Below are 24,978 nucleotides of genomic sequence, written 5' to 3'. Positions count from 1 at the left end.
TTGTCAAGAAAAATCCTTCGCTTTGCTCAGGAAGCTTTCACAAGCGGGGAACCGTTACGGTTTTCCACAAGAATAATCACTTTATCTCTATCATCTCGCCGCAATTGGGACAATGCAAATAGCTTTGACCATCATCATGATATTCTTTACCACCAGGTTTAAACTGGTCAATGTATTCTCTTGGAACTTTAATTTGATGCTTGCATTTGGAACAAGAATAATTGATTGTTCTGTCTGATTGGCCTTTGTTCTTTAGGCTCTTCTTCCACCACATCCTTTCTCTCCTCCTCTACCCATTTCCCATCTCTAAAGATATCATAAACTCTTCCGTATTTAGGATGCCACACCTCATAAAGAATAAGCTCCCCTCCACACTTAGGACATCTAAATGGGTCTATGCCAAAACTCTTCCGAAGTCTGCTTCTATAGTCTCCAGATAAAGACGATGTACCTAAAAAAGAAATGAATTCATTGGAAATAGCTTTTGTAAATCTAAATATTTTATCAACTATTTCTCTTACCTTTTTAACCTTACAACGAGCATATAGACCATAGTGACGGATAAGCTTTAAACCCTTAGGAGGAATATGCTGTATTAGCATTGCAATAAATTCATATGCATTAACCTTGGCAAAAACCTGCCTGTCTGTAGGATGCTCTCTATACCAATACCTCACGTATTCACCATCATAACCAGCTATTCTGTATAACGCTATGGGAGGCGATGCAACGTATTTGATCAAGTATCCGATGATGTCCGTTTTTCTTACTTTTTCTTTCTTAGCTCGGGCAATAAGCCCTGTTTCGCTTCTCTGCTCAAATACTTCTTCAATCAACCTCATTGCCTCTAGATCCTTGCTTAAAGCCTTCTTTAACGCACTTAAGAGAATATACATCCACTTCTTGCGTAATATTTTGTAGTCAAAGTAATAAAACTTTTTCCAGTGATTATCTTTATCCAGACCTCCCTCTGTAACCAGAAGATGCAGGTGTGGATTCCATGTAGACCTCCGCCCTGCAGTCTGAGTAATTAAGATAGTGCCCAACTCTATTTTCTTGCCTCTTGAGCATATACAGCAAACCTCTTGAACCAGTTTTGCTCCAGAGTCAGCTAAAAGCTTAAGTATTTGACCATCGTGGAAATACTTCCACAGACTTCCTGGAACGGTAAGGATAATATGACGATGCTCAATCTTGGCAAATATAGTCTGCTTCATCCTGACTACCCAGTTATCAGTATATACCTTGGAACATCGCAGACAAAACCTTGATTTGCAACTAAAAGGAACTCTCTTGATATAACCGCAGCTACAACGGTATTCAGCATAGCCGTTCTTGAACAGTCCACAACCCAGCATCTTTTGAACATTAACCTCAATATCTTCATCTACATGCTCAGGATGAAACTCTTTGAACCCTTCCCAATGATCTCGAAATATCTGGATGAGCCTGTTTTTGTAGTAGATAGGACTGTCATTCAACATAGCTACTACCAATCATAGCATAATTTGAAATTAGATAGATTGATATAATTTCCTATGCTATCAAGAAAAAAATAATCTTTCCTGTTCGTTTCAAAAATCAACGATTTTCCTCCTTGCCAAAACCAGCGCATAATGATAGCATATACTGTTATGAAGAGTCATAAGCCTAAAATAATTGCTGTTATTCCTGCAAGATATGCCTCTACCAGACTTCCGGGAAAAGTACTCAAGGATATTTGCGGAAAGCCCATGATACAGCATGTCTATGAAAGAGTATTCAATGTCAAACTTATTCAGCAAGTAATCATAGCTACAGACGATAGACGGATACTAAGAGCAGCACAAAAATTTGGAGCTAATGCTGAGATGTCTCCAAAAAGCTGTAAATCAGGTACTGACAGAATTGCATGGATAATCAAGAAAATGCCCGATATCAGAGAAGAAGACATTATCATCAATGTGCAGGGAGATGAACCTTTAATAGATCCACAAGCTATTGAAAAACTTGCAAAAATAATATCCTGTGATTCACATGTCGTTATGGCGAGTTTAATGACAAAAATATCTGACATTAATGAATTAATGAGTCCTGATGTAGTTAAAGTGGTTGTGGATAAAGATAATTTTGCATTATACTTTTCCCGCTCCCCTATTCCCTTTTCAAGGGATAAATGGAAGAATCTAAACACTAAACTAATTCTTGGTACGACAGATATATTCTATAAACACTTAGGAATATACGCCTACAGAAAACATTTCTTATTAAAGTATGCAAAAATGCCTCAAACCTATCTTGAAAAAATTGAAAAGCTTGAACAGCTTAGAGTTCTTGAACATGGCTATAGAATAAAAATGGCAGAAACAGAATTCGACTCAATGAGTATTGATATTCCGGCAGATTTAAGAAAGATCCGGGAAATTCTTTCCTGAAAAATTTCTAATGTAAACTTTTTCTCTTTTTTCTCGTCTAACATAATAAATAGAAAATCTCAGGGCGTAAAGGAGGAATGAAGAAGTAGGAGCCCTAAAATTAAAAAAATGTAAATTAAGTATTCAAAATGGAGGGAAGTTATCATGGCAAAAAAGTATATTATTCTAATAACAATAGGTTTTATCTTACTGGCTGGGCTGAATCTTCAGAGTATCTTTATTTATAGGGAGCTTGCCAAAATCACAAAACCCAATGCCGTAAGAGCAGAGCAAATAAAAAAACATCTTTTTAAAAGAAAATCCCGTATGCCACAAGCAAAAAGACACGATAGGGGCACTTTTGAGAAGCGCGGAGTTTCTATGACCGAAGAAAGAGAAATTGATCAACTCAAAAGACTGAGAGAAGAAAATCCTGAAAAATTTCAACAGATAATGAAAAAACGAGGATCAAATCTTAGGGAAAAGCTTGGATATCTCAAAGAGCACGATCCTGAAAAATTTACGCAGCTTCAGAAGAAATTTCAAGACGCAAGAATGAAAAGACTAAAAGAATTAAAAAATACAGATCCTGAAGCTTTTAATAAGGAAATAGACAAATTAAAACAGCTGAAAAACAATATAGAGAAAAATATTGAAAAGCTGGAAGAAGAATCTGAAAATAAGTAAACTTTGATTACATGGTCTGTGAAGATAGCCAAACAATAAAAGAAGCAAAGGCAGGCAAAGAGTCTGCCTTTGCCCAACTGATAGAGAAATATATGGAAAAAACCTATAGTGTTGCATATGCCCTTACCGGAAATAGCGAAGACGCAAAAGACATCTCTCAGGAAGCTTTTTTGCGAGTATTTCGCTCGTTGGGAACATTTAATGGAAAATCATCTTTTAACACCTGGCTTCACAGAATTGTCATAAATTTATGTAATGATTATTACAGGCAAAAATTGCGTTTTAAATTTATGTTCTGGCATAAAGATGATGAAGATGCCCCAGAAAGGAATATTGAAACTCTCTTCATGCCAAAAAGCATGGATAATAACCCCAGAGATAAAGCATCAGAATCGGAACTAAATGAAAAACTGAATAATGCAATATCCAAATTGCCTTTGAAACAGAAAACCGTGTTTATATTAAAAAACTTCAATGGTTTATTAATAAAAAATATAGCTCAGACCTTAGGCTGCACTGAAGGCACTGTAAAAAGCCATCTTCACAGAGCTTGCAGAAAACTACAGGAAGAATTAAGAATGTTTTTATGAAAAAGAGGAGGTGTTATATATGTTTAGATGCTGGATGATGAGAAAAAATCTTTTGGAATACTGTTACAAAGAACTATCTGAAAAAAAGGCTGATAAAATTAGAAAACATCTATCGATCTGTTCAAAATGCCAAAGAAAATATGAGGATACCCAGAACCTGATAAGGATACTTTCCAATAAAGAGATTAAAAAACTCCCTGAGGATTTCTGGGAAGAGTACAAAGAAGATCTAATGGAGAAATGGGATAAGACACAACAGGAGAAAGTTGCACCTATTCATATTCCTAACACAGCATTTAATACAGAAATTTCTTTGCAATTAAAGCTGGCTGGAGCTATGTTTGTTTTAGTAATTGCTCTTATAACAACAGGCATCTTTGTCAATAAAAAACAACTCAGTACTGAGCAAATGCTTAGCGAATATACAATCCTTGAAGAGTTGGGAGTGAATGTAGCATTTATTTGGGACGACAATAAACCTGTTGAATCACTTGTAAAGGACATAGAATTCTGGGAACAAACAACAGATTCAGAAACACTGATAAGACAATCCTCAAACAAAACAGGCTATTTTCCAGTATAGGTCTTTCGTTTATTTGACAAACAGGTTTTATAAAGCATGTCTGTTTGGCAGGCCATTTCTTGAATGCTGAATTTGGCTACACATTCTCTGGCTTTTTTCCCCATATCAATTCTTAATTGCTTATTATTTAAAATTTTTATAATGGCATTTGCCAGTTTATCACTGTTTGCCTGAGGAACAATAAAACCCGTTTCTGTATCAATTACTGCTTCCCTATTCCCACCAACATCTGTTGCTACAACAGGCTTGCCTGCTGCCATTGATTCCAATATAATATTTGAAAACCCCTCTACGAAAGAGGAAAGCACAGAAACATCTATGATATGAAGCAGGTCAGGGATATCATGCCTAAGTCCTGTAAAGATTACCCTTCCTCTTATCCCCAGCTGCATTGCCTGTTCCTTGAGCTCGGATTCTAACGGACCTTCTCCAACAATCATGAATTTTACATTATCAATAATCCCATTGATTTTAGACGCAGCTTCTAAAAAATACTTATGCCCTTTTTGTGGATAAAGACGTGCAAAAATCCCAACTAACAGCTCATCTTTCTCGATGCCAAGCTCCTCTTTCTTAACCTGATAGCCAAAGTCTTTATTAAACTCTTCAATATCTATGCCATTATATATTGTTACAAACTTATCTGGATCAATTCCTGAATTTTTAATGTTAAACTCTCTTACGGCATCTGAAACAGCTATTATCTTGTCTGTATACCTTGAAAGCATCCTATCAATCAGAAAGTGTTTTCTTGTTTTCCATGTGTCTATATTGTGAAGATTGGCAATAATCGCTGGTATGCCTGCAAATTTTGCAGCGATACGGCCAGGTGTGTTTGACCGATACATATGAGTATGAACTATGTCAAATTTCTCATTCTTCATAAATTTGTATAGCCTGTACAATCCCACAGGATCCAATCTACTCTTCATATGTATCTTGCACACTCTTATTCCAAGATCTCCCAGATCATTCTCATAAGCTCCCTGTTTATCTCGAATACAGCAGACCGTTATATCATATTTATCCCTTAATAAAGAAAGTACTCTAACCAGCCTTTTCTCTATTCCTCCGACTGGCAGCCATGTTATTATTCTTAAAAGTTTAGGTTTATATTGCATTAATCAACTTCTCCAATCTATCGCTTCCTGAAATAATCTCTACTTCAATTCTGAGAACAAGTATTTCAGGATTCCTAATATTCAACCTTTGCAACCTTACAGCGTCTTTTTGTGTAGTAATGATAAATTTTGCCTTAAGCGCTTTTTGCCTTGCCTGTATATTATCTATATCATCTTTTGAGTACCAATGATGATCAGGATACCCAATCTTTGCTACTATTTCGGCTCCAACATGTTCCAATGTGTTCTCAAAAGATACTGGATCTCCAAGACTTGAAAGCGCTATTACCTTTTCCCCTTTTATACATTCAATATCCAGCTGTTCTTCTCCAGCAATATTCTTTAAACATACAGGCTTATGAATAGTGGTTATGACTTGTGCTGAACTGTTAACATCAAGAAGCCTTTTCTTAATTATCCCTACGTCCTTAATCATATCAGTCTTTGTTATTATAAAGCAATCGGCTCTTTTTAAGCACTTATATGGCTCACGCAAATTCCCTCTTGGGAAAACATACCCATTACCAAAAGGGCTGGAAGCATTTATAACTACTATATTTATGTCTCTATGTAAACGCCAATGTTGGAAGCCGTCATCTAAAACTACTGTATCTACATTGAACTTTTCTTCTGCGATTTTTCCCGTTTCATATCTATTCTTACCAGCAAAAACGACTGCGTCTTTCAGGTTTTTTGCTAGGAGATATGGCTCATCTCCTGCTTCTTCTACATTACACAAAATCTCTTTGCCATTAGAAACAAGTTTTATATCACTCTCTACGACTCTTCTGTATCCTCTGCTCAATATTGCAACTTTTTTCCCTTTTTTAATAAGCGTTTTCACTAGAAGTTCTACAACAGGAGTTTTACCAGCTCCACCCAATGTTATAGCTCCGATACTTATAACTTTTGAAGAAAGTTTCCTTTTCTTTAGAAGATTCATGGAATACATAAAAAGCAGTATACTCTGGCTAATAGTCACTAAGAATGAAATAAAGAAAAGGCACAGTTTTAATAATCTATGCCTCCTATTATCAGACACTATATTTCTGTAAAAAAAATCGTGCCAATATCTACCAGACCATGGACCATAGACCATAGACCATAGTCTTTTACCGTGGTCTGTCGTCTGTGATCTGTCGTCCATAGTATTAAACTCTCAATTCTAACACTGTAGTTCTTAAAACATTTTTTAATACACTGCTCAATTTTCCGCTAATTGTGCATGCAGATGCATTGTGGTGTCCGCCTCCTCCGAATTTCGATGCAATTTTATTAACATTGACTTTCCCTTTTGAGCGAAAGCTTATCTTTATACTTTCCTGAGAATGTTGTTTGAAGAGAATACCTACCTCAACTCCCTCCGCATTGCGCGCATACTCAACTATTTCCTCACTGTCCTCTTCTCTTGCACATGCCTTTGCATACATATCAGATGTAACAAACATATAACCTATCTTTCCTTTAGCCGCAAAACTCAATGTCTCCAACGCAAGCTGTAATAATTTAAGTTTACTTACAGGAATGTTCTGATATATTTGATTACATATCTCAGTATGGTCAATGCCTGTTTTTTGAAGTTCAGAAACTGCCAAATGCGTCTCAGCGCTGGCATTAGAATACTGAAAGGACCCTGTATCAGTTACAATAGCTGTATATAGGCAAACCGCCTCAGGTTTCCTTATCTCTAATTTCATATACTTATAAAGATGGAAAATTTGTTCACCAACTGAACTCATATGAGAATCTATCCAGTTTATAATGCCAAAACAATCATTACTCAGATGATGATCTATATTTATTACTGTTTTTATATTATTTATATGGTCTCTCATATTCCCCAGCCTGCCTTTGCTCCCAACATCTAATACGAACGCTATTTCACTATACGGCAGGGTTACATTATGCTTAATTAACCTGCTGTTTGGAAGAAACTTATATCTTGCTGGCAAGGGAAATGAATTAATTAGCTCAACGTCTTTTCCTATTCTCTTTAAAAGCAGATATAAAGCTATTTGGGAACCAATTGCATCTCCGTCAGGATAGACATGAGTGGTAATAAGAAATTTTTTGTGGCAGTCTATTTGACTGATAATCCTGTTTATAATCTTCTCATTTTTGCTTAGAAATTTCATCTATCTTCTTTAGAACACGCATTCCGTCTTCAAAAGCCTTATCATATATAAAGTGTAGCTCAGGAGTAATCCTTAGATTCATACTATTGGCAATACGAGTTCTGATAAATCCACTAGCTTGCCGGATATGTCTCATAACTCTATTTTTATCTTCCCCAAAAGGAATTAGATAAACCTTAGCATAGTGTAGATCAGAACTTACTTCAACCCTATTGATTGTAACAAGTTTTACAGCTATATCATTCATATCTATAAGCAATATCCTGCTGATTTCTCTTTTTAAGGATTGATTTATTTGATCTGTTCGTCGTTTTGACACAATAATTCAGCCAATTCTATATTATTTCAGCTTTTCCTTTTCCATGACATGCGCTTCTATGATATCCCCTTCTTGAACATCTTTGCAGTTGTCTAGCCCAATTCCACATTCAAGCTCTGCTTTAACTTCTTTTGCATCATTCTTGAATCTACGCAAAGAAGATATTTTGCCTTGATAAACAGGTTTGCCTTCTCTTGTTAAAGTAGCTACGCAATCTCTCCTGATCTTCCCTTCTAAAACATACGACCCACAAATTAACGTAGTTTTTGAAATCTTAAAAATCTGACGCACCTCTGCTTTTCCTATTAAAACTTTTTTATATTCAGGCTCAATCAACCCTTCAACCAGTTTTTTAATATTATCAATAGCTTCATATATAATGCTATAATATCTTATAGATACATCATTTTTTTCTGCAATATCTAACGCTCCTGATTCTGCATGAACGCCAAAACCCAGTATTATTGCGCCAGAAGAAGATGCCAGTAAAACATCCGATTCGTTAATATTTCCGATTCCGCTATGAATAACATTTACCTTGACTTTTTTTAGGCTCAGAACCTCTAATGAGTTACATAATGGCTCAATGGATCCTCTAACATCTCCTTTAACTATAAGAGAAACTACTTTTATCCCGCTATCTTTAATGTCTAGAACCAAACCACTAAAATCAGTAGTATTACCTCTTTTACCATGCTTTCCAGCTTCTAACCTCAAACTTATTTCTTTGGCAACTTTTTCAGACTCTACTGCTAAAAACCCTTCACCTATTTCTGGAGCTTCTGAAAAACCAAGTATTTCTACGGGAGTAGACGGACCTGCTTCATACACTCTTTTGCCTTCATCATTTATTAAAGCTCGCACCTTACCACAACATATCCCGGAAATAAAAGCATCTCCCATTCGTAAAGTTCCCTCTTGTATAATAACTGTAGCTACATGCCCTTTGCCTTTATCTATTCTAGATTCTATGACTGTGCCCTTTGCCGGAGAAGAGGTGTCTACAGTCAGCTCCAGCATATCAGCCTCCAGGAGCAGCATTTCCAATAAATTATCCAATCCCTGCTTCTTAATAGCTGACACTTCTACGCATACAGTTTTCCCTCCCCATTCTTCAGGGGTCAAGTCTTGCTCTGACAATTGCTGTTTCACTCGCTCTACATCTGCATCCGGCTTATCAATCTTATTAATTGCTACTACAACTGGCACATTAGCCGCCTTTGCATGATTAATAGCCTCTATTGTTTGCGGCATAATACCATCATCTGCTGCCACAACTAATACCACTATATCTGTAACGTGTGCACCTCTAGCTCTCATAGAGGTGAATGCTTCGTGCCCAGGAGTGTCAATAAAAACGACATCTCTTTTGTTAACATTTACTTTGTATGCCCCTATATGCTGTGTAATGCTTCCTTTTTCACTACCAGCAACATCTGCATGTCTAATAGCATCTAAGAGACATGTTTTCCCGTGGTCCACATGACCCATTACTGTTACAATAGGAGCTCTTGAGAGGGATCCCTTAGTTTTTGTTTTTGCCCTGACAATAATATCTTTTTCATCATCAACTCTAATTAGATTGGGATCGTAACCTAACTCTATAGCAACTTCAACAGCAAGTTCAGGATTGAGCATCTGATTAACATTAGCAAAAATGCCTCTTTCGATTAACTTCTTAATTAGTGCAGTTGCATTTACATTAATCATTGTTGCGAGCTGTCCAACAGTGATACCCGAAGGTATTGAAAGACCATCCGACGAGTAATCCAACGAAGATTTCTCTTTCTTTACAGTTTTCTGTTCTTTGAGCTTCCCTTCTTCTCTTAACATCTCAACAAAAAGGTTACATGCGTCATCCTCTATATCACTCATATGGGTTTTTACACTAACCCCTAACTTTTTCAGCTCTTTTATGACCTCTTTACTTGGCAGACCAACTTTTTTCGCTAATTTGTGTACTTTCATTTTTTCATAAGCCTAAGTTTTAAGCATTTTTATCTTTGCAGCTGTTTTTATTCCAATACCAGGCAATTTAAGTAAATCCTTTACTGATATCTTACTAATCTTGTTCATTGTATCATATCCATGAGTTTCTAAAATGCCTATTATTCCATTACCAATGCCCGGTATGTCAATTTTTTCTCTTTCATCTTTCTTTTCATCAGCAACGATATCAATCCTGCAATCAACTAACCGTGACGTTAACTTCACATTCTGCCCTTTTTTGCCAATTGCAATAGCAAGTTGATCCTGTTCAACTAGTACAGTTGCTGCTTTATTTTCCGCATCCAATTTCACACTTTTTATTTCAGCTGGGGCTAATGCTTTTCTAATAAAGGTTTTAAGATCTTTATCCCATTCAATAACATCAATCCTCTCACCAGCAAGTTCCTCAATAACTGCCTTTATCCTGGTCCCTTTTATCCCGACACACGCTCCGACACAATCAACATTTTCTTTGTTGCTGCAAACAGCTATTTTCGTTCTATCTCCTGCTTCTCTTGCAATAGCTTTTATTTCAACTATACTTTGAGCAATTTCAGGAACTTCTAACTCAAGCAATCGTCTCACAAAATCTGGATGCGTTCTGGAAACAATTATCTTAACTTTGCTACCGGTATCTGTTACCTCTAAAATATATGCCCGTATTCTATCACCCTGTCTGTATCTCTCATTCTGCAAACGCTCCCTATACGGCATCCGAGCTTCAGCATCGCCGAGGTCAATTATCACATCTCCATAGTCAAATCTATACACAACTCCATTAATTAAAGTGCCCTGTCTCTCTCTAAACTTTTCATACAGATTGTCATTTTCTACATCTCTTATCTTTTGCATTATTACCTGCTTTGCGGTCTGGGCGGCTATTCTACCAAAATCATGAGGTGTTATCTCCTCGACATATATGCTGCCGACTTTTAAGCTTTCATCTATCTTTTTTGCCTCTTTAATGCCAATTTCCTTATGTGGATCTACTACACTACGTACAACTTTTTTTCTCAAAAAAACACAAATCTCTTTCCTATCTCCACCAATAGACACCTTAAGGTCTATAGAGTCTCCCAATTTTTTTTGCGCAGCTGATAATAAAGCCGTCTCGACAGCCTCTACAAGAATATCTTCTTTTATATTTTTCTCTTTACAAAGCGCTGTTATAATTCCAAAAATTTCTTTATTCATGATAATCCTCTATTAATAACAAAGAGCGGGAAACGTATCACCCACTCTTTTCTATTTGCCGGGTTATTTCTCGGGATTTTATATCACAATTTAGAAGACCTTGCAAGAAATTTGTTTTCAGCGAGGCATCCTCGCCTTTTTAAATGCTTCAATAGCTTTTCTTATTTTGCCCTCCTCTTCAATCTCCTCTCTTGAGAATATCTTATAAACTTTATAATACCTATTCTTATACTTTAATTCGAACTTTTTCAGTTCTTCAGGTTTGAATTCAAGTTTAAAAGCAGTTGTTGCTTCATCAAATCTTAAATTGCCCGTTATATACCTCCATGAATACACTCCTCTAGTAATATAAGTCCCCATTGTATAAACAAGATAATTTGCGTCCCTATCCTGACAGAATCTCCACAATTCAGTTTCATCTCTTGAAAACATTGAGTACATATAATTTTTTATTTTATTTCTTATATCATCCGACTCTACTTTTGCATGAATTAATACAGGTCTGTCTGCATACAACCTTATAAATCCTGCTACTGAAAAGTTTGTTGCAATAGGACTATTTTCAGGAGTGTTCTCTTTAAGCCATTTACATACATCCATTATGGACGAAGGATGTTCAATAAATCCAAGTTTTTTGCAAATATGGGCTGTCTTTATATATTCAAAAGGCAGGAACATTAGAAGTAAAGCTGTAACCAGCACTTGAATTTTTAATTTTGAATTTTTAATTTTGAATTGGGGTATGTATTTATATATAAGGGAGATAGAACAACATAGGAAGAAGATTAGAAATACACTCATTCTTGCAAAAAGAAGATAGAAAATCAGAAATAAAAAAGTTAAAGATACCAGAAGAATGTCTTCTTTTAGAGAGTTTCGCCTCCTGCATACTTTGAAAAACAAAATAAAAGCTGTAATTCCAATAAAAAGAGTTGAGCTAAAAAAAGTTACTATCTCTATAAGCGAAGGCGTAACATCAGCAGGTAACCACATGAAGTTTATATCAAAAGGCAAAAGAGCTGGATTATCTGGTTTTACTCCTAAGAACCTGAGTTTGTAGAGAAATAGAGACGTTATATGAGAGTACGTGCTAAACTGATTTTTTGGCACAAGAGAATTAATAACCTCTAAAGAAGCAAATACACTAAGAAGTAATAATAATATTTTTAATTTGTTTAATCTCTTCAATTTCATCACTACAGCAATTGCAGTTATAGAATATCCAAAAAGCATCCCATGACTGTAGAGAAATCCTATCTCTCTAAGCCTAAGGTTGGTAAAACCTGCAAACATCATAAATAAAAGACCTATAAAAACAAATTCTAAATAATTTGAGCTGCTCTTACTGTATATAATTAAAAACGCTACTGACCCAAATAAAATCCCCAAATAGAGTTGGGTAAGATCCCATGATATAACAGCAATATAAAGCAATAGTCCAGCCAGAATTGATAAAATCAGCCTTGTTTTGTATCTATACTGATTTGAAATAAAAAACAGTAAACTTAAATTAAGGAATATAAGCGGTAAAGTAAAAGTCTGTTTCAGGAAAATTTCTCCTGTAGTTTCCAGCACAGAAGGAAGCATCACACCATAATATGCTGAGGAAATTAAAGCTGCAACCCGATTTTTAGAGACATTATATGCCAATATAAAAACCGCAATTATACTCAATGAAAAAAGTAAAGGAATAATGTGTCTTATAAAACTAGTTAGTTGAAATTTGCCCAGAAATGTTGAAATTCTATACAGATACCCATAGAAATATTCCATAAAAACAAAAACTTTCTTTCGAATATTAATGTTTTCTGGATATTGAATTTTATTGTCTATAACGGGCAGGTTACCTGTCTCAACAATGATTTTGGTATAGATAAAATGAGGAGCGGATTCGTTAGAAAAAGGGAGAAAACCATAAGCCTCTGCTCTGTGGTCGAGTATCTGGAATCTTATAAATACAGAGATTAGATATATGAGAAGTAGGGCAAGGATAATTTTTAATTTTGAATTTTTAATTTTTAATTTATACCTCCACCTGATTCATGGTTTCCATAAACTTTCTATTTGTTTTGGTCTTCTTCAATTTCTCAATTAAGAATTCTATTCTTTCTGTTACACCCATTGAAATCAACACCTTGCGTAATAGCCAAATCTTGTTTAAGTCTTTTTGATCTATTAAGAGATCTTCCTTCCTTGTTCCTGAACGTTCCATATCAATAGCAGGAAAAACTCTTTTATCCACAAGCCGCCGATCCAGATGAATTTCCATATTTCCCGTTGCTTTAAATTCCTCAAAAATCACATCATCCATCCTGCTGCCTGTATCAATCAGCGCTGTTGCTATTATTGAAAGGCTTCCTCCTTCTTCTATGCGTCTAGCAGCTGCAAAAAATCGCTTTGGTTTATGAAGAGCATTAGAATCCACGCCTCCTGAGAGAATTTTTCCGCTATGCGGCACCAGCACATTATATGCTCTGGCAAGTCTTGTAATACTGTCAAGCAATATAACTACATCTTTTTTGCACTCAACTAATCTTTTTGCTTTTTCAATCACCATTTCAGCCACTTGCACATGACGCTCTGGGGGTTCGTCAAAGGTTGAACTTATTACCTCCCCATTAACAGAACGCTGCATGTCTGTAACCTCCTCAGGTCGTTCATCTATTAACAATACTATTAAAACCACTTCCGGATGATTCTTTGATATACTGTTGGCTATTTTTTTGAGAAGCACAGTCTTCCCTGCTCTTGGAGGAGATACTATTAATCCTCTTTGCCCTTTTCCTATAGGAACTAGAATATCCATGACCCGCATAGATATTTCATCAGGTTCTGTCTCAAGTACAATTCTCGGCTGCGGGAAAATCGGGGTAAGACGATCAAATTTAATCTTTTTTCTTGCAATCTCCGGGTCGTCAGAATTTACTTTTTCTATCTTAAGTAAAGCAAAATATTTTTCGCCTTCCTTTGGCGGTCTGATCTCTCCTAATATCAAATCGCCTGTATGAAGGCTAAAACGGCGTATTTGCGATGGAGAGATATAAATATCATCAGGACATGGAAGATAATTGTAGTCTGATGACCTCAAGAACCCAAATCCTTCATTTAATACCTCAAGAACCCCTTCTCCGTGAATGTGCCCACCCATTTTTGCATGTTCTCTAGTAACCTTTAAAACCAGTTCCTGTTCAGGCAAACTAGTATAATCTTTAATTTTAAGTTCTTCGGCTATTTTCTGAACTTTTTCAACACTCATCTTTTTAAGTTCTATAACATTTAAACGTTTATTCATGTGCATAACTCCTTCCATATTTTTTTGACTTGTTTTTCTGTTTTTTCTAATCCATCATTATTGTCAATTACAAAATTGGCAATTTTTTCCTTTTTTTTTATTGGCAACTGCGCATTTATTCTTCGGCAAGCTTCTTCCTTGGTTAAAGATGATCTTGCTCTCAATCTTGCTATCTGATTCTCCATACTTACAGAAACTACTACTAACTTATCAACAAGCGAGACAGCTTCTGCTTCTACAATAAGAGGCGCATTAACAATAATTACAGAAGCAATCTGTGAAGTTATTTGTTCTTTTATAATCTTAATAATTTCCGGGTGCATTATGCGATTAAGACTCTCAAGCTTCTTTCTATCTTTAAAAACAATATCTGCTAACCTTTTTTTATCAATCATTCCAGAGTTATTAAGAATATCCTTGCCAAAGAAGCCAACTATTCTTGCAGGAACATTATTCCTATTAATCCTAGCCTTTATTAAATTATTTGCAATTTTGTCTGCATCTATTATCTCTGCGCCAAGATCAGCAAACATTACAGCTACTGTATCTTTCCCCGAAGCAATTCCCCCCGTTAGCCCAATTATCATTTCTTTATCACTTAATACTGCTTTTTTTACGTCAAAATCAGTTTATTAAACCCCAACTCTGCAAAAAGCCTGTTAACTTTACTCCTGTCAAAATCTTCCCTAAAAACTTTCGAACCACAATCCTCCCAGCATATTTTGATAGGAACATCTGCCCTAAGGCAAACCAATCTTTTACTTAATTCTGCTTGATGAGAGAACTGGCTCAAATTTTTCCTAATCTTTTCACTTGGTATTTTGTCTATATTTTCCAAAACCCCTTCTAGGTCACCGAACTGTTTAACCAGTTTTGTTGCTGTTTTTTCTCCAATCCCCATAACTCCAGGAATATTATCAGAGCTGTCCCCTCCAAGAGCTGCAATATCAACAAGCTTTTCAGGCTCAACACCATATTTTTCGCGAACCTTGTTCTTATCAAAAACAGCTCCTTCTTTAACAGAGCGTATAATCCTGATATTGTCAGTTACAATCTGCAGAAGGTCTTTATCGGGACTCATAATAAACACATCAAATTCATTCTTCTCTCCCTCTTTGGCAAGTGTGGCAAGAATATCATCTGCCTCATATCCTCCCAGCTCAAAGATAGGAATATTAAAAGCACGTATTACCTCTTTAAGTATTGGAAACTGGATAATTAGATCATCCGGCATTTTAGGACGATTCGCTTTATAAGAAGCAAATTCCTTGTGCCTGAAAGTAGGCTCCGGCAGATCAAAAACTACTCCAATATAATCCGGTTTCTTAATGCGCAATATTTTTGTAAGACTTACAGTGAATCCATACACAGCGTTTGTCGGAAGCCCTTCCTTCGTCTTTAGTTCCTTTATAGCGTAAAAAGCCCTGTAAGCGTATGAATTACCATCTATAAGATATAACGATTTTTTTTGACTCATTGCTAGTAAATATTCAGTGAACTCCGTTGCATAAATCTAAAACGAGATTGCTTCAGGACTTTGTCCTTCGCAATGACATGTGTTTTTCAGATATCTATCTTTATTATGGTTACAATTAAGAATTAAAGAACTAATAATTGATTGAAAATTAGAAATTAAAAATTAAGAATTTTCTTTATAGTGTGTCTTGTGAGGCAATCCGCGCATTTCCGCTGGCATCTAATATATTCACTGTTACAAATATCAATAGTTTTTGCTTATCACCAGACCCGGATTTGTACTGAAACAATTTACCCAGTAGAGGAATATCCGAAAGAAAAGGCACTTTATACACAGTTTTCCCCTTTGTATCTTCCATAAAACCGCCAAGAACCACTGTATCGCCGTCATGAACAGTTACATATGTCTCTATGTCCTTGCTGTAAAAATTAGGTCTAGCAAGAGTATAAGCTGTTGTTCCTACTGTCGAAATTGTATAATTTGTCCAACTGTCAACATTGCTAACCACAGGCTGCAGAAATAATGTAACACAATTTGTGGCTTCATTCACCTGCGGCGTAACATTTAGTATCATACCAACATCCTTATCCGTGAATGTATAATCATAACTCGTAGTAGTTACTCCATCCGTAGTTGTACTACTGCTTGTTACAGTATCTACATAACTTATTGTAGTAATAAACTTGACGATTCCAGGCTTATTATTAAGCACTGTCAGCTTTGGAGCTGAAAGAGTATTGGTATCTACTCTGGACTGGACCGCTCTTAGATAAGCTGTGAACTGTAATCTATTTAAAACAGCTACGTTTTGTAAAGAGAATCCAGCAGTTGAAAGACCTGTAATACCAGAAAGAAGATCTCCTGTTACAGTATGAGTCTGTGTGTGCTGCCCTTCTGCGTCTTCATTCCATGTTCTTGAAATATCTGAAAATCCAACACCTATTTCCTCCCCTTCCACCAATCTTACATAAACATATCTTGCCTCTATGGAGACCTGAACGGGCGTTCTGAGCTCAGCTAATATCTTCTCTGTTTTATCCAGATTCTCAGGAGTGTTCTTAACAAACAGCTTATTGAGTTCGCTCTGTACAGTGATGCTAGCGCCTGTTGGCTGAGGAACTAGTGCTTCTAAAAGCGCTTTTATGCTTTCGCCGCTTACTGCACCAGCCTCTCCGCCAGTCTCTTCCCCTGCTGTTCCCAATCCAGTTGCCTGATCCTCAGCCGTAGTCTTAAAACCTGAATCTTCTAAACGCACTATATTCATTGAGGCCCCGTACTCCAAGGTGTAGACTCTTGTTTCCAAATCTTCAAGAGGCTGAGTTAGAATCCTGTCTCTGGTAGAGACCCATATATACTCCTTTGTAAATTTATAATCCAATCCCTTAGGCCTTAGTATTGCTTCAAGCACGCTTAAGAGAGTCATATCCTGCAGAAAACATGTTACCTTTGTATTTACAGGACCTGTTGGCTGCTGAGCAACTGCTGCTGTCTCTCCTGCCCAGCCCTCAGCCTGTTCTGCTGCAGGAGCCGCCTGAGCAGACGCTTCGCCAGAAAATATTGCTTCGTCAACAACAATATTGATGCCAGTCTGCTTTATTAAGAATAGTACTACATCTCTTAAATCCGTACCTGTATACTTTACAAGCGGGACCTTAATGCTGCTTGCCTTATCTTTTAATTCTATAGCTGCTCCTGCCCTTTCTTTCTTGCGTTCTAATTCTTTTATCCTTCTCGCCTCAGCCGGTGGCAACTGCGCTTTAGTGACCTCTAACATCCGCTCGTCAGAAATAGTCCGAAGTCGCTTTTCAGCAATCTTCTCTTCCTTAACAGTCTTCTCTGTCCTGGCCTTTGATATTAGAAGCTCTACACTTCTGCGAATATTTTCATCTAAAACATCAGAGAGAATCTCTTCAAGTATTTTAATTGCTTCATCATACTCTCCTGCGTCTGCCTTTATCTTGGCATCCGTAATCCTATCCTGTATATCCCTCTTTTTTAAGACCTCTTTTCTCTCTATCTGCTTTTTTGCAGTCTTTGCCTGCTGAGCAGATTCCCTTTCATTCTGCTCTTTAAGCGACTCCTCTGAGGCTTTCAAGTATTCCTTTGCCCCTTCATGCGCAGAATCAAGACTCAAAACAGCATTGAATTCTTTAATTGCATCAGAATATTCGTCATTACGGTATAATTTTTTGCCATTCCTGTAACGTGTTTCTATCTTACTCTCTAATTCATCCCTTTCAATCTGCCTGCGCTCTTCTATCTTCTTTTTTTGAAGCGCTATTAAATCCGCCTCTTTCTCTGTATCCTCCTCTGCTTTTTGTTTTGCAAGTTTTGATGTCTCGGCTGCTGATTTTTCTTCTGCCTCTTTTTGTCTTGCTAATTCCTCTGCTTCTTCCTTTAACTTGTTCTCTTTCTCTGCCTGCCTTTGCTCATCTAAACGCGCTTTTTCGGCACGCTTTTCCTTCTCAGCTAACTCCTTTTCTTTGGCAATTTGTGCTTTTGCTTCTGCTTTTTGCATCCTTGCTAATTTCTTTACCTCTTCCTTTTCCTTAAGCTTTGCCTGCTCCTGCGCTTCTTTCTCTATCCTCGCTTCATTTCTACGCTGTTCTTCTAGCGCTTCTTCCTTTAACTTGCTCTCTTTTTCTGCCTGCTTCTGCGCTTCTAAGCGCGCCTGCTCAGCAAGTTTTCCCTTGTTAGCTAATTCCCTTTCTCTGGCAATTTGAGTTCTCTCTTCTGATTTTGTAATTAGTTTATGCGCAGACCTGCTATCTGAGTCAATTTTGAGAATTTCATTGCATTGCGCTATTGCCTCATCATATCTCTCGTCTGAATACAGACTCTTTGCAACACCAAACAATTCGTCCAGCTTTTTCTGTTTTAGCTTCTCAGCTTGTTTTCTCGCCAGCTCCTCTTTCTCACGCTGTTCCTCTAGTTCTTTATCCCTTTTCTTTTGCATACAAACTTGCGCCTTCTTAAGAAGACGGTGAGCACCTGCGTTATACTGGTCAATCTCGAGCACTTTCTGACACTCGATAATTGCTCTTTCGTAGTCTCCTCGCTTATAATACTGCCCGGCTAATTTATAATATTCATTTGCTTTCCCCTGATCACTTTCTGACAAAGCTGTATCAGCATAAGCGACTTGACTGGAAAATGCTGAGGAAATCTGAGGGAAAAAATTAAATGCTTCTGGACACGTAAAGTGAACAGTTAGGAAAGAAAAAGCCAGCAAAACTACGCTTAAACTACATTTTTTCATCATTAAACCCCCAAAGATAAACTACTTCCCAATTTCTATTTTTATGTCCTTCTTCTTATTTTCGTCGAATAGTAGCATGTAAGTTTTTGTTATGTCAAGAACTTTAAGATTTTCAACAAGTTCACCTTTCTCCACATAAAATCCTTCTCCTGTGCTTTTATTCCTTATCGTTGCAACCAATCGTCCTCCAATATCAATAACACCGATATACTCATACTCTACTGCCGGTTTTATTTTCTTTTCCATTTTCTTTTCTATTACTGGCTCTTCTTTAATCTTAAGCCCCGGCACAGGAGAAAAGGCGTTACGTTTATAAAAATCACGATAGTATAGAATAGGCTTTTTGGTAAAAAGCCCGGCAGAAGCATCTAAAGCTTCCTCTTTTGGAATATCCTTATTCAAGACGGCTGGATTATATCTTTGTTCCAACCCAAATTCAGCCTCCAAAGATATGCCTATTTCTTTATTATGACCCCACTGCATGCCCAGCCTGACAGAAATAAAGAGAAAAACAGCCAGAATAAGCCAAAAAATCACTCTTTCAAAATTGTCCTTGAGAATAGCTAAAACTCGAATTAATAGCGCTGTCACTTCTTTCCTCCACATCTTTCCAACATCTCTAAACCCACGATTTAAATCGTGGGTTTAAAAATCGTGGGTTTAAATCCAAACAATTGTATTTATCAACAATTCAAGCGAAAGTATATTTGCTTCATTTGAAGTTATAGAGATTTTCTCTATAACATACAATTCAGAAGCATTTTGCACGTTATATAAAAACTGAGCAGTCACCATGAGATTGCCAGTCACAGTAAGCTTTATAGGAATTTCTTCAAAATAAGATTTATCGGAAATCTCATCAAATGCTAAGCTACTAATCGAGAGTAAGTTGCTGTTGATACCCAGTTTAAGAATATCCTGTACAACTTTAAGCTGCCTTAATAAAGCAGGAACCTGTTTCCCATCAGGCATTGCATCTGAGAATCCCAATGATGGAGGAATCTCTACACCTGATTTATTGGAGAGCTTAAGCATCTCTCCTCTTACAGTTAACAGTCTCTGCTGGAAAAAAAGCACAGGGTTTCCCGATGTTGGTATCTGATTGCTTTGTTCAAAAGTCAGCCGTTTCTTTACCAATTCATATTCTTTTTCTAACCTCTTATTCCCCTCCTCCAATACCTCGATAATCCTTTTAGACGGAGGTCCTTCGCTTCCAGACAAATACTCCCTCAGCTTGGAAGATTTGGAAGTATATTGACGCTCCACAATATGCTCCTTTTTTCGTATAGGCCCAGCTAATGTAAAATACAACACACCAAGAATAACCAGTGTAATTACACCTATTCCTATCAGTACATACTTTTCAGAAACACGTCTCAATCTTTTATTCCTTCTTTAACACAAGATTTAATTCGAATTGGACTTTAATTAGTTCACCCGTCTCAGCCCCATCCTTAACCTTAGTCTCTTTGTAATTGATCAATTTAACATCTTCAAAATATGGCGAAAATTTCAATCGAGAAATAAAATCATCTATAGCAGGGTATGAGCCGGCTACTCCGACTACTGACAGAGCATTGCTTCCCTTTTTCGCAGTAGAAGAAAATTGTGAAATAACAATGTTAGAAGAGATAAGTCTGCTTATTTCCATTAGTGTTCTAGTCCATAAATCTCTTTTTAAAATTACAGACTTAGAAACATTTAATCTTTGTTTTATCTTTGTTCTCTCCTCCTTTAACTCATTTATTCTCGGGATAAAAAAGTCGTATTTCTTCAATATATCATCTATCCTCTGAAGCTTGGAGTCCTTAATCGTATAACTCTGGAGTGTAAATATATGCACGGTTATAAAGATTAATATTAGCAAAACCGCTGACATAATTAATGGTACTTTTTTCTTCTTAAGTTTCTTCTCTGTAATTAGTTCTGGAGGAAGAAGATTTGCTTTTGTATCAGATTCACCAAGTGCTGTTAACGCAGATCCAATAGCAACGCTCCAAGCATTGGGGTTTTGATCAACAATATCAAGTACTCTCTTACTACTAATCAGAATATTTGAAAAAGGATTTAGTCCGACTACTTCCATTTTGAGATTATTAGATAGAAACGCTGCAATCTCTTTTAAATTAAAAGTCTGTCCAGTTAAAACAACTTTCCTAAATTCCGATTTTCTATCCATCTGAGACATATAAAAACTAATTGACCGATGTATCTCACTACTCAAGGTTTCTAAAACAGACACAGTCGCATTAAGGTCTTCTTTTTTAAACTTGACCTTTTCGGCATCTTCAAACCCTATGCTCTGCTCCTTTTGAATTGCTTTAGTAATGTCATTTCCTGCAATATGTATTGATCTAGCAAAAACTAATTGCTTCCCCTTTGTAACACTAATATCCGCTGATGTTGCTCCTATATCTATTAGCACAATCGGTCCGTTATCTAACACATCATTAAATTTAGCACAATTGAATACTGCAAATGAAGTAGCTTCAACTAGATCCGCTGCAATTCCTAGTCCGGAAATTCTGGCTAGAAGATCATTAATCAGCCCTGATTTTACAGCAACTAAAGCAATATTTATTTCTTGGGCTGCTTTATCATCATCTTCTAAAATCTGATAGTCCCAAATAACCTCTTCTAATGGGAAGGGAACTTGTTGTTGAGCTTCATACTTTATGATCTGCCTTATCCTACTTGCTCCTACGGATGGAACTTTAAAATGTCTGACAATAACAGAACGTCCGGGCATAGATACTACTAGCTGAGATTTTGAAAGTTTTTCGAAAGGAGCGATTGCCTCTGTAAGTGCTGAGAGTATATTTTCCTCTTTTGGCCTTCCATCCTTTGTCTTTATACTAACAATGTTTGCATTCTTAAGCTCTATTCCTTGAGAAGCTTTTACAAGCTCTACAATCTTAACGGAATTACTTCCAATATCGAGCCCTATTCCACTTTTAGTCTTAAGCATACAGTATCCATATTTTTAGCAGGAGTTTATCATTGTCATCTCATATTGTCAAGAACAACAAGCGACCGACCGGAGCGGGTGATGGGAATCGGACCCACGCTATTAGCTTGGAAGGCTAAAGTTCTACCACTGAACTACACCCGCGGCCTTAAATTCCAAAATCCGAATATCTAAATCCAAAACAAATTCTAAATTCTAATTTTCAAAACTCAAAACACTATTTTGGTCATTTGATATTGTTTCGTATTTCGTGCTTCGTGCTTCGAATTTAATGCTTTTATTATACACAGCCAAAAGACTGTGTCAAATTCTCTGTCTCTAGTATCTTCCTGAACTCCTTGATACGCTTTTCTATTTCATGTTCTTTAAGAGTTATTAACCTGTTAAGGCTAAAATCCTCCACAGTGAAAGAGGCCATTATTGTTCCATAAACCAGGGCGTTACGAATGGCATTGCAACTTGTATCATTCTTTTTAGAAACATAGCCTAAGAATCCGCCTCCAAAACTGTCTCCTGCGCCTGTAGGATCAAGTACATCCCTCACTGGATATGCTGGCAAAGAAAAACATGCATCTTCCGTAAAGAGCATCACTCCATGTTTCCCCTTTTTTATCACCACATATCTTGCACCTAACTTTAATATTTTATCAGCTGCTTTCACAAAATTAGATTCTTTAGCCAGCTGTCTTGCCTCACTATCGTTCAGCAGAACTACATCTGCCCGCTTAAATACCTCCAGAAGTTCGCTTTTTTTATTCTCTATCCAAATATCCATTGTATCGCAGACAACTAGTTTCGGATTTTCAATCTGATTTAAGATATGGAGCTGAAGTTCAGGATCAATATTTGCGAGAAAAATATATTCTGATTTCTTGTGTCTATCTGAAAGTTCAGGACAGAAGTCTTCTAAAACGCCCAGATTCACAGATAATGTTTCCCTTTGATTAATATCCTCCCTATAAACTCCAGACCATCTGAATGTTTTTCCATCATTTTTTTTCAATCCAGTAACATCTATCCCCTTTTTTGCAAACAGATTCACATACTTCTGCGGAAAGTCCCCTCCTACCGCTGCTACTAAACTGACTTCTCCAAAATAGCTTGCTGCATACGCAAAATAAGATGCCGAGCCGCCTAGAACATCCTTCGCCTCCTTAAACGGAGTCCTGACGGAATCCAAAGCCACAGAACCTACTACTAATATGCTCATACAAATCCCTGCACACAAAACAGAACAAACACCTCCACTAATTCATTCAACATGCCAAGAGTATCTCCTGTAATACCGCCTATCTTCCTTAAAAAATATCCTCGTACAATAAGTGCAAACAATAAAATAGAAAAAATAAGAAAATTCCCTTTTACTCCGAACAGCAAGATTGCAAGAATGTAGGGAATAAGTACAGGAATTAACCAATACACCGCCTTCCTTTCTCCTGCAAAAATGCTTCCTAACCCATTATTCTTTGAACTTGGAGTTAATAATAAAATAAAACTCATGCTACTCCTGGAAAGAACAGGCATTATGAATATTGTTTTCGCAAATATATCTTTAGAAAGAGAACCTATAAGCACAAATTTTAGCATTAATAAGCATACTACTCCAATAACGCCGAACGCGCCTACATTGTGATCCTTCATTATCCTCAGAATATCATCTTTATTCTTGCCGCCAAATAAGCCGTCTACAGAATCTATAAATCCGTCCAGATGCAGTCCTCCTGTTAGTATTGCAAGGAATGTTACAATAAACGCACTCAACACGAGTGGAGAGAACATATTCCCAAGAATTAAGTAGATGATTGAAAGCATTAATCCAAGAAGTATGCCAACAACAGGGAAAAACAGGACGGAGTCCTTTATTTTCTCTTCTTTAATACTTCTTGAGAATTTCTCAAATGGAAGGATAGTTAAAAAATTTACTGCAAAGAATAGACTTTTCATTATGCAAACTTCTCCATCATTCTTGAAATCTCAGCAAACACTTCTTCCACACTCACCTCTTCCATACATCTGTGGTCATTTGGACATTCTCGAAGAAAGCACGGTGAGCAGCTAACTCTCTTATATATTATCTGTAATTTTTCAGATGGAACTGCAACTGTATCCGGATTCGTCGGACCAAAGATTGCCATTGTTGGAACTCTTAACGCAGATGCAATATACAGAGGCCCTGTATCTCCTGTTATAAATAATCTGCATTTATTAACAAGACCTATGCTATCCTGAAGAGTTGTTTTTCCAGCTGCTATAGCGCATTTGTTTCTCAATCCTTTCGCCAGTACATTTACAACATTTTGATCATGGAAACCGCCAAACAAAACTAATTTTACGTTATAAGCACTAATCAATCTGAGACCTAATTCTGCGTATTTTTTAGCAGGCCAGCACTTTGCTTTCCCATACGCAGCTCCAGGATTAAATCCTATTATTGTATCTGTTTCATCTATCTTATTTTCCTTAAGAAAATTTTCCACAAAGATTTCCGACTCTTTTGAAACATTTAGAACTAGTCCTCTATCTGCTTGCTTTTTGCCTATTAAATTAGCTATATTTAAAAAATAATCTATCCTGAGCTTTTCAAACTCCAAATCTGGTGTGCGTGGAGTCTTTATGTTTAAAAGCATGCTTCTACAATCCGTCTTATATCCCGCTCTATATTTTGCGCCAAGTAGAAATAAAAATAGTGCTGAACTAAAAGAATTAGGGAACACTATTCCTATATCAAATTTTTCCTTTCTTAACTTCTTAATCAATCTAATGTATCCGATCAGGTTCTTTGGATTGCAAACAATAATATCGTCAATAAATGGATTGCCAATAAATACATCTTTAACCCATTCTTTTACAACAATGGTAATTTTTGTATCTGGGAAATTCTCTGCCAGTTGTGTGATTGCCGGCGTAGTCATAATAGCATCACCTATCCAGTTAACACCTCTGATAACAATTTTTTTAACTTGCATGGTAT

At 36.6% G+C, this 24,978-nt stretch carries 22 protein-coding genes and 1 tRNA gene; 4 read left to right on the top strand and 19 right to left on the bottom strand.

What is annotated here, in order from left to right; genetic code table 11:
• Positions 1 to 188: 188 nt before the first annotated feature.
• Positions 189 to 1,484 (bottom strand): transposase, encoded by a 1,296-nt coding sequence (locus KKC91_00830; GenBank protein ID MBU0477103.1) that lies wholly within the window; start codon positions 1,482 to 1,484, stop codon positions 189 to 191.
• A gap of 150 nt (positions 1,485 to 1,634) precedes the next feature.
• On the opposite strand from KKC91_00830, the gene kdsB reads away from it, so the two are divergent.
• The 4 genes from kdsB to KKC91_00810 all read left to right on the top strand — a co-directional run bounded on the left by kdsB (position 1,635) and on the right by KKC91_00810 (position 4,253).
• Positions 1,635 to 2,414 (top strand): 3-deoxy-manno-octulosonate cytidylyltransferase, encoded by a 780-nt coding sequence (kdsB, locus tag KKC91_00825; protein ID MBU0477102.1) that lies wholly within the window; start codon positions 1,635 to 1,637, stop codon positions 2,412 to 2,414.
• A 144-nt stretch (positions 2,415 to 2,558) separates the two neighbouring features.
• Positions 2,559 to 3,080, top strand: a complete 522-nt coding sequence (locus tag KKC91_00820; protein MBU0477101.1) for a hypothetical protein — start codon at positions 2,559 to 2,561, stop codon at positions 3,078 to 3,080.
• Positions 3,081 to 3,091: 11 nt separating this feature from the next.
• Positions 3,092 to 3,670: an RNA polymerase sigma factor gene (locus KKC91_00815; protein ID MBU0477100.1), complete on the top strand. Its 579-nt coding sequence runs from the start codon at positions 3,092 to 3,094 to the stop codon at positions 3,668 to 3,670.
• A gap of 19 nt (positions 3,671 to 3,689) precedes the next feature.
• Positions 3,690 to 4,253: a hypothetical protein gene (locus tag KKC91_00810; GenBank protein MBU0477099.1), complete on the top strand. Its 564-nt coding sequence runs from the start codon at positions 3,690 to 3,692 to the stop codon at positions 4,251 to 4,253.
• On the opposite strand, the gene KKC91_00805 is transcribed toward KKC91_00810, so the two are convergent.
• The 18 genes from KKC91_00805 to waaF form a co-directional block, all read right to left on the bottom strand.
• Positions 4,238 to 5,374: a glycosyltransferase gene (locus KKC91_00805; protein MBU0477098.1), complete on the bottom strand. Its 1,137-nt coding sequence runs from the start codon at positions 5,372 to 5,374 to the stop codon at positions 4,238 to 4,240. The genes KKC91_00810 and KKC91_00805 overlap by 16 nt on opposite strands.
• Complete coding sequence (gene lpxK / locus KKC91_00800) at positions 5,364 to 6,521, bottom strand: tetraacyldisaccharide 4'-kinase (GenBank protein MBU0477097.1); 1,158 nt, start codon at positions 6,519 to 6,521, stop codon at positions 5,364 to 5,366. Before lpxK ends, KKC91_00805 begins: the two co-directional genes overlap by 11 nt.
• Positions 6,522 to 6,525: 4 nt before the next feature.
• Positions 6,526 to 7,509: a bifunctional oligoribonuclease/PAP phosphatase NrnA gene (locus KKC91_00795; GenBank protein MBU0477096.1), complete on the bottom strand. Its 984-nt coding sequence runs from the start codon at positions 7,507 to 7,509 to the stop codon at positions 6,526 to 6,528.
• A complete protein-coding gene (rbfA, locus tag KKC91_00790) occupies positions 7,487 to 7,828 on the bottom strand; it encodes a 30S ribosome-binding factor RbfA (GenBank protein ID MBU0477095.1) in 342 nt (113 codons plus the stop codon). Before rbfA ends, KKC91_00795 begins: the two co-directional genes overlap by 23 nt.
• A gap of 21 nt (positions 7,829 to 7,849) precedes the next feature.
• Positions 7,850 to 9,796 (bottom strand): translation initiation factor IF-2, encoded by a 1,947-nt coding sequence (infB, locus tag KKC91_00785; GenBank protein MBU0477094.1) that lies wholly within the window; start codon positions 9,794 to 9,796, stop codon positions 7,850 to 7,852.
• Positions 9,797 to 9,808: 12 nt separating this feature from the next.
• Positions 9,809 to 11,011: a transcription termination factor NusA gene (nusA, locus tag KKC91_00780; protein ID MBU0477093.1), complete on the bottom strand. Its 1,203-nt coding sequence runs from the start codon at positions 11,009 to 11,011 to the stop codon at positions 9,809 to 9,811.
• Positions 11,012 to 11,128: 117 nt separating this feature from the next.
• Positions 11,129 to 12,784 (bottom strand): hypothetical protein, encoded by a 1,656-nt coding sequence (locus KKC91_00775; GenBank protein MBU0477092.1) that lies wholly within the window; start codon positions 12,782 to 12,784, stop codon positions 11,129 to 11,131.
• Between the two features lie 250 nt (positions 12,785 to 13,034).
• The gene (gene rho, locus KKC91_00770; GenBank protein ID MBU0477091.1) at positions 13,035 to 14,309 is read right to left on the bottom strand and encodes a transcription termination factor Rho; all 1,275 of its coding nucleotides are present in this window, start codon (positions 14,307 to 14,309) and stop codon (positions 13,035 to 13,037) included.
• Positions 14,300 to 14,890 (bottom strand): dephospho-CoA kinase, encoded by a 591-nt coding sequence (coaE, locus tag KKC91_00765; GenBank protein MBU0477090.1) that lies wholly within the window; start codon positions 14,888 to 14,890, stop codon positions 14,300 to 14,302. The genes rho and coaE overlap by 10 nt, the downstream gene beginning before the upstream one ends.
• 26 nt (positions 14,891 to 14,916) lie before the next feature.
• The gene (locus tag KKC91_00760; protein MBU0477089.1) at positions 14,917 to 15,780 is read right to left on the bottom strand and encodes a hypothetical protein; all 864 of its coding nucleotides are present in this window, start codon (positions 15,778 to 15,780) and stop codon (positions 14,917 to 14,919) included.
• A 175-nt stretch (positions 15,781 to 15,955) separates the two neighbouring features.
• Positions 15,956 to 19,042 (bottom strand): hypothetical protein, encoded by a 3,087-nt coding sequence (locus KKC91_00755; protein MBU0477088.1) that lies wholly within the window; start codon positions 19,040 to 19,042, stop codon positions 15,956 to 15,958.
• A gap of 18 nt (positions 19,043 to 19,060) precedes the next feature.
• A complete protein-coding gene (locus KKC91_00750) occupies positions 19,061 to 19,630 on the bottom strand; it encodes a hypothetical protein (GenBank protein MBU0477087.1) in 570 nt (189 codons plus the stop codon).
• Between the two features lie 69 nt (positions 19,631 to 19,699).
• Positions 19,700 to 20,419, bottom strand: coding sequence for a type 4a pilus biogenesis protein PilO (locus KKC91_00745; GenBank protein ID MBU0477086.1), 720 nt, complete (start codon positions 20,417 to 20,419; stop codon positions 19,700 to 19,702).
• 4 nt (positions 20,420 to 20,423) lie between these two features.
• Positions 20,424 to 22,007: a type IV pilus assembly protein PilM gene (pilM, locus tag KKC91_00740; GenBank protein MBU0477085.1), complete on the bottom strand. Its 1,584-nt coding sequence runs from the start codon at positions 22,005 to 22,007 to the stop codon at positions 20,424 to 20,426.
• 73 nt (positions 22,008 to 22,080) lie between these two features.
• A tRNA-Gly gene (locus KKC91_00735) sits at positions 22,081 to 22,151 on the bottom strand.
• Between the two features lie 136 nt (positions 22,152 to 22,287).
• Complete coding sequence (locus tag KKC91_00730; GenBank protein MBU0477084.1) at positions 22,288 to 23,217, bottom strand: bifunctional hydroxymethylpyrimidine kinase/phosphomethylpyrimidine kinase; 930 nt, start codon at positions 23,215 to 23,217, stop codon at positions 22,288 to 22,290.
• Positions 23,214 to 23,951: an adenosylcobinamide-GDP ribazoletransferase gene (gene cobS / locus KKC91_00725; protein MBU0477083.1), complete on the bottom strand. Its 738-nt coding sequence runs from the start codon at positions 23,949 to 23,951 to the stop codon at positions 23,214 to 23,216. The genes KKC91_00730 and cobS overlap by 4 nt, the downstream gene beginning before the upstream one ends.
• The gene (gene waaF, locus KKC91_00720) at positions 23,951 to 24,973 is read right to left on the bottom strand and encodes a lipopolysaccharide heptosyltransferase II (protein ID MBU0477082.1); all 1,023 of its coding nucleotides are present in this window, start codon (positions 24,971 to 24,973) and stop codon (positions 23,951 to 23,953) included. The genes cobS and waaF overlap by 1 nt, the downstream gene beginning before the upstream one ends.
• Positions 24,974 to 24,978 lie beyond the last annotated feature (5 nt).

It is taken from the genome of bacterium (assembly GCA_018812485.1).
In the GTDB taxonomy this organism is placed as follows: domain Bacteria; phylum JAHJDO01; class JAHJDO01; order JAHJDO01; family JAHJDO01; genus JAHJDO01.
The sequence above is the reverse complement of the archived record's forward strand: the minus strand, read 5'-3'. Positions and strand labels throughout refer to the sequence as shown.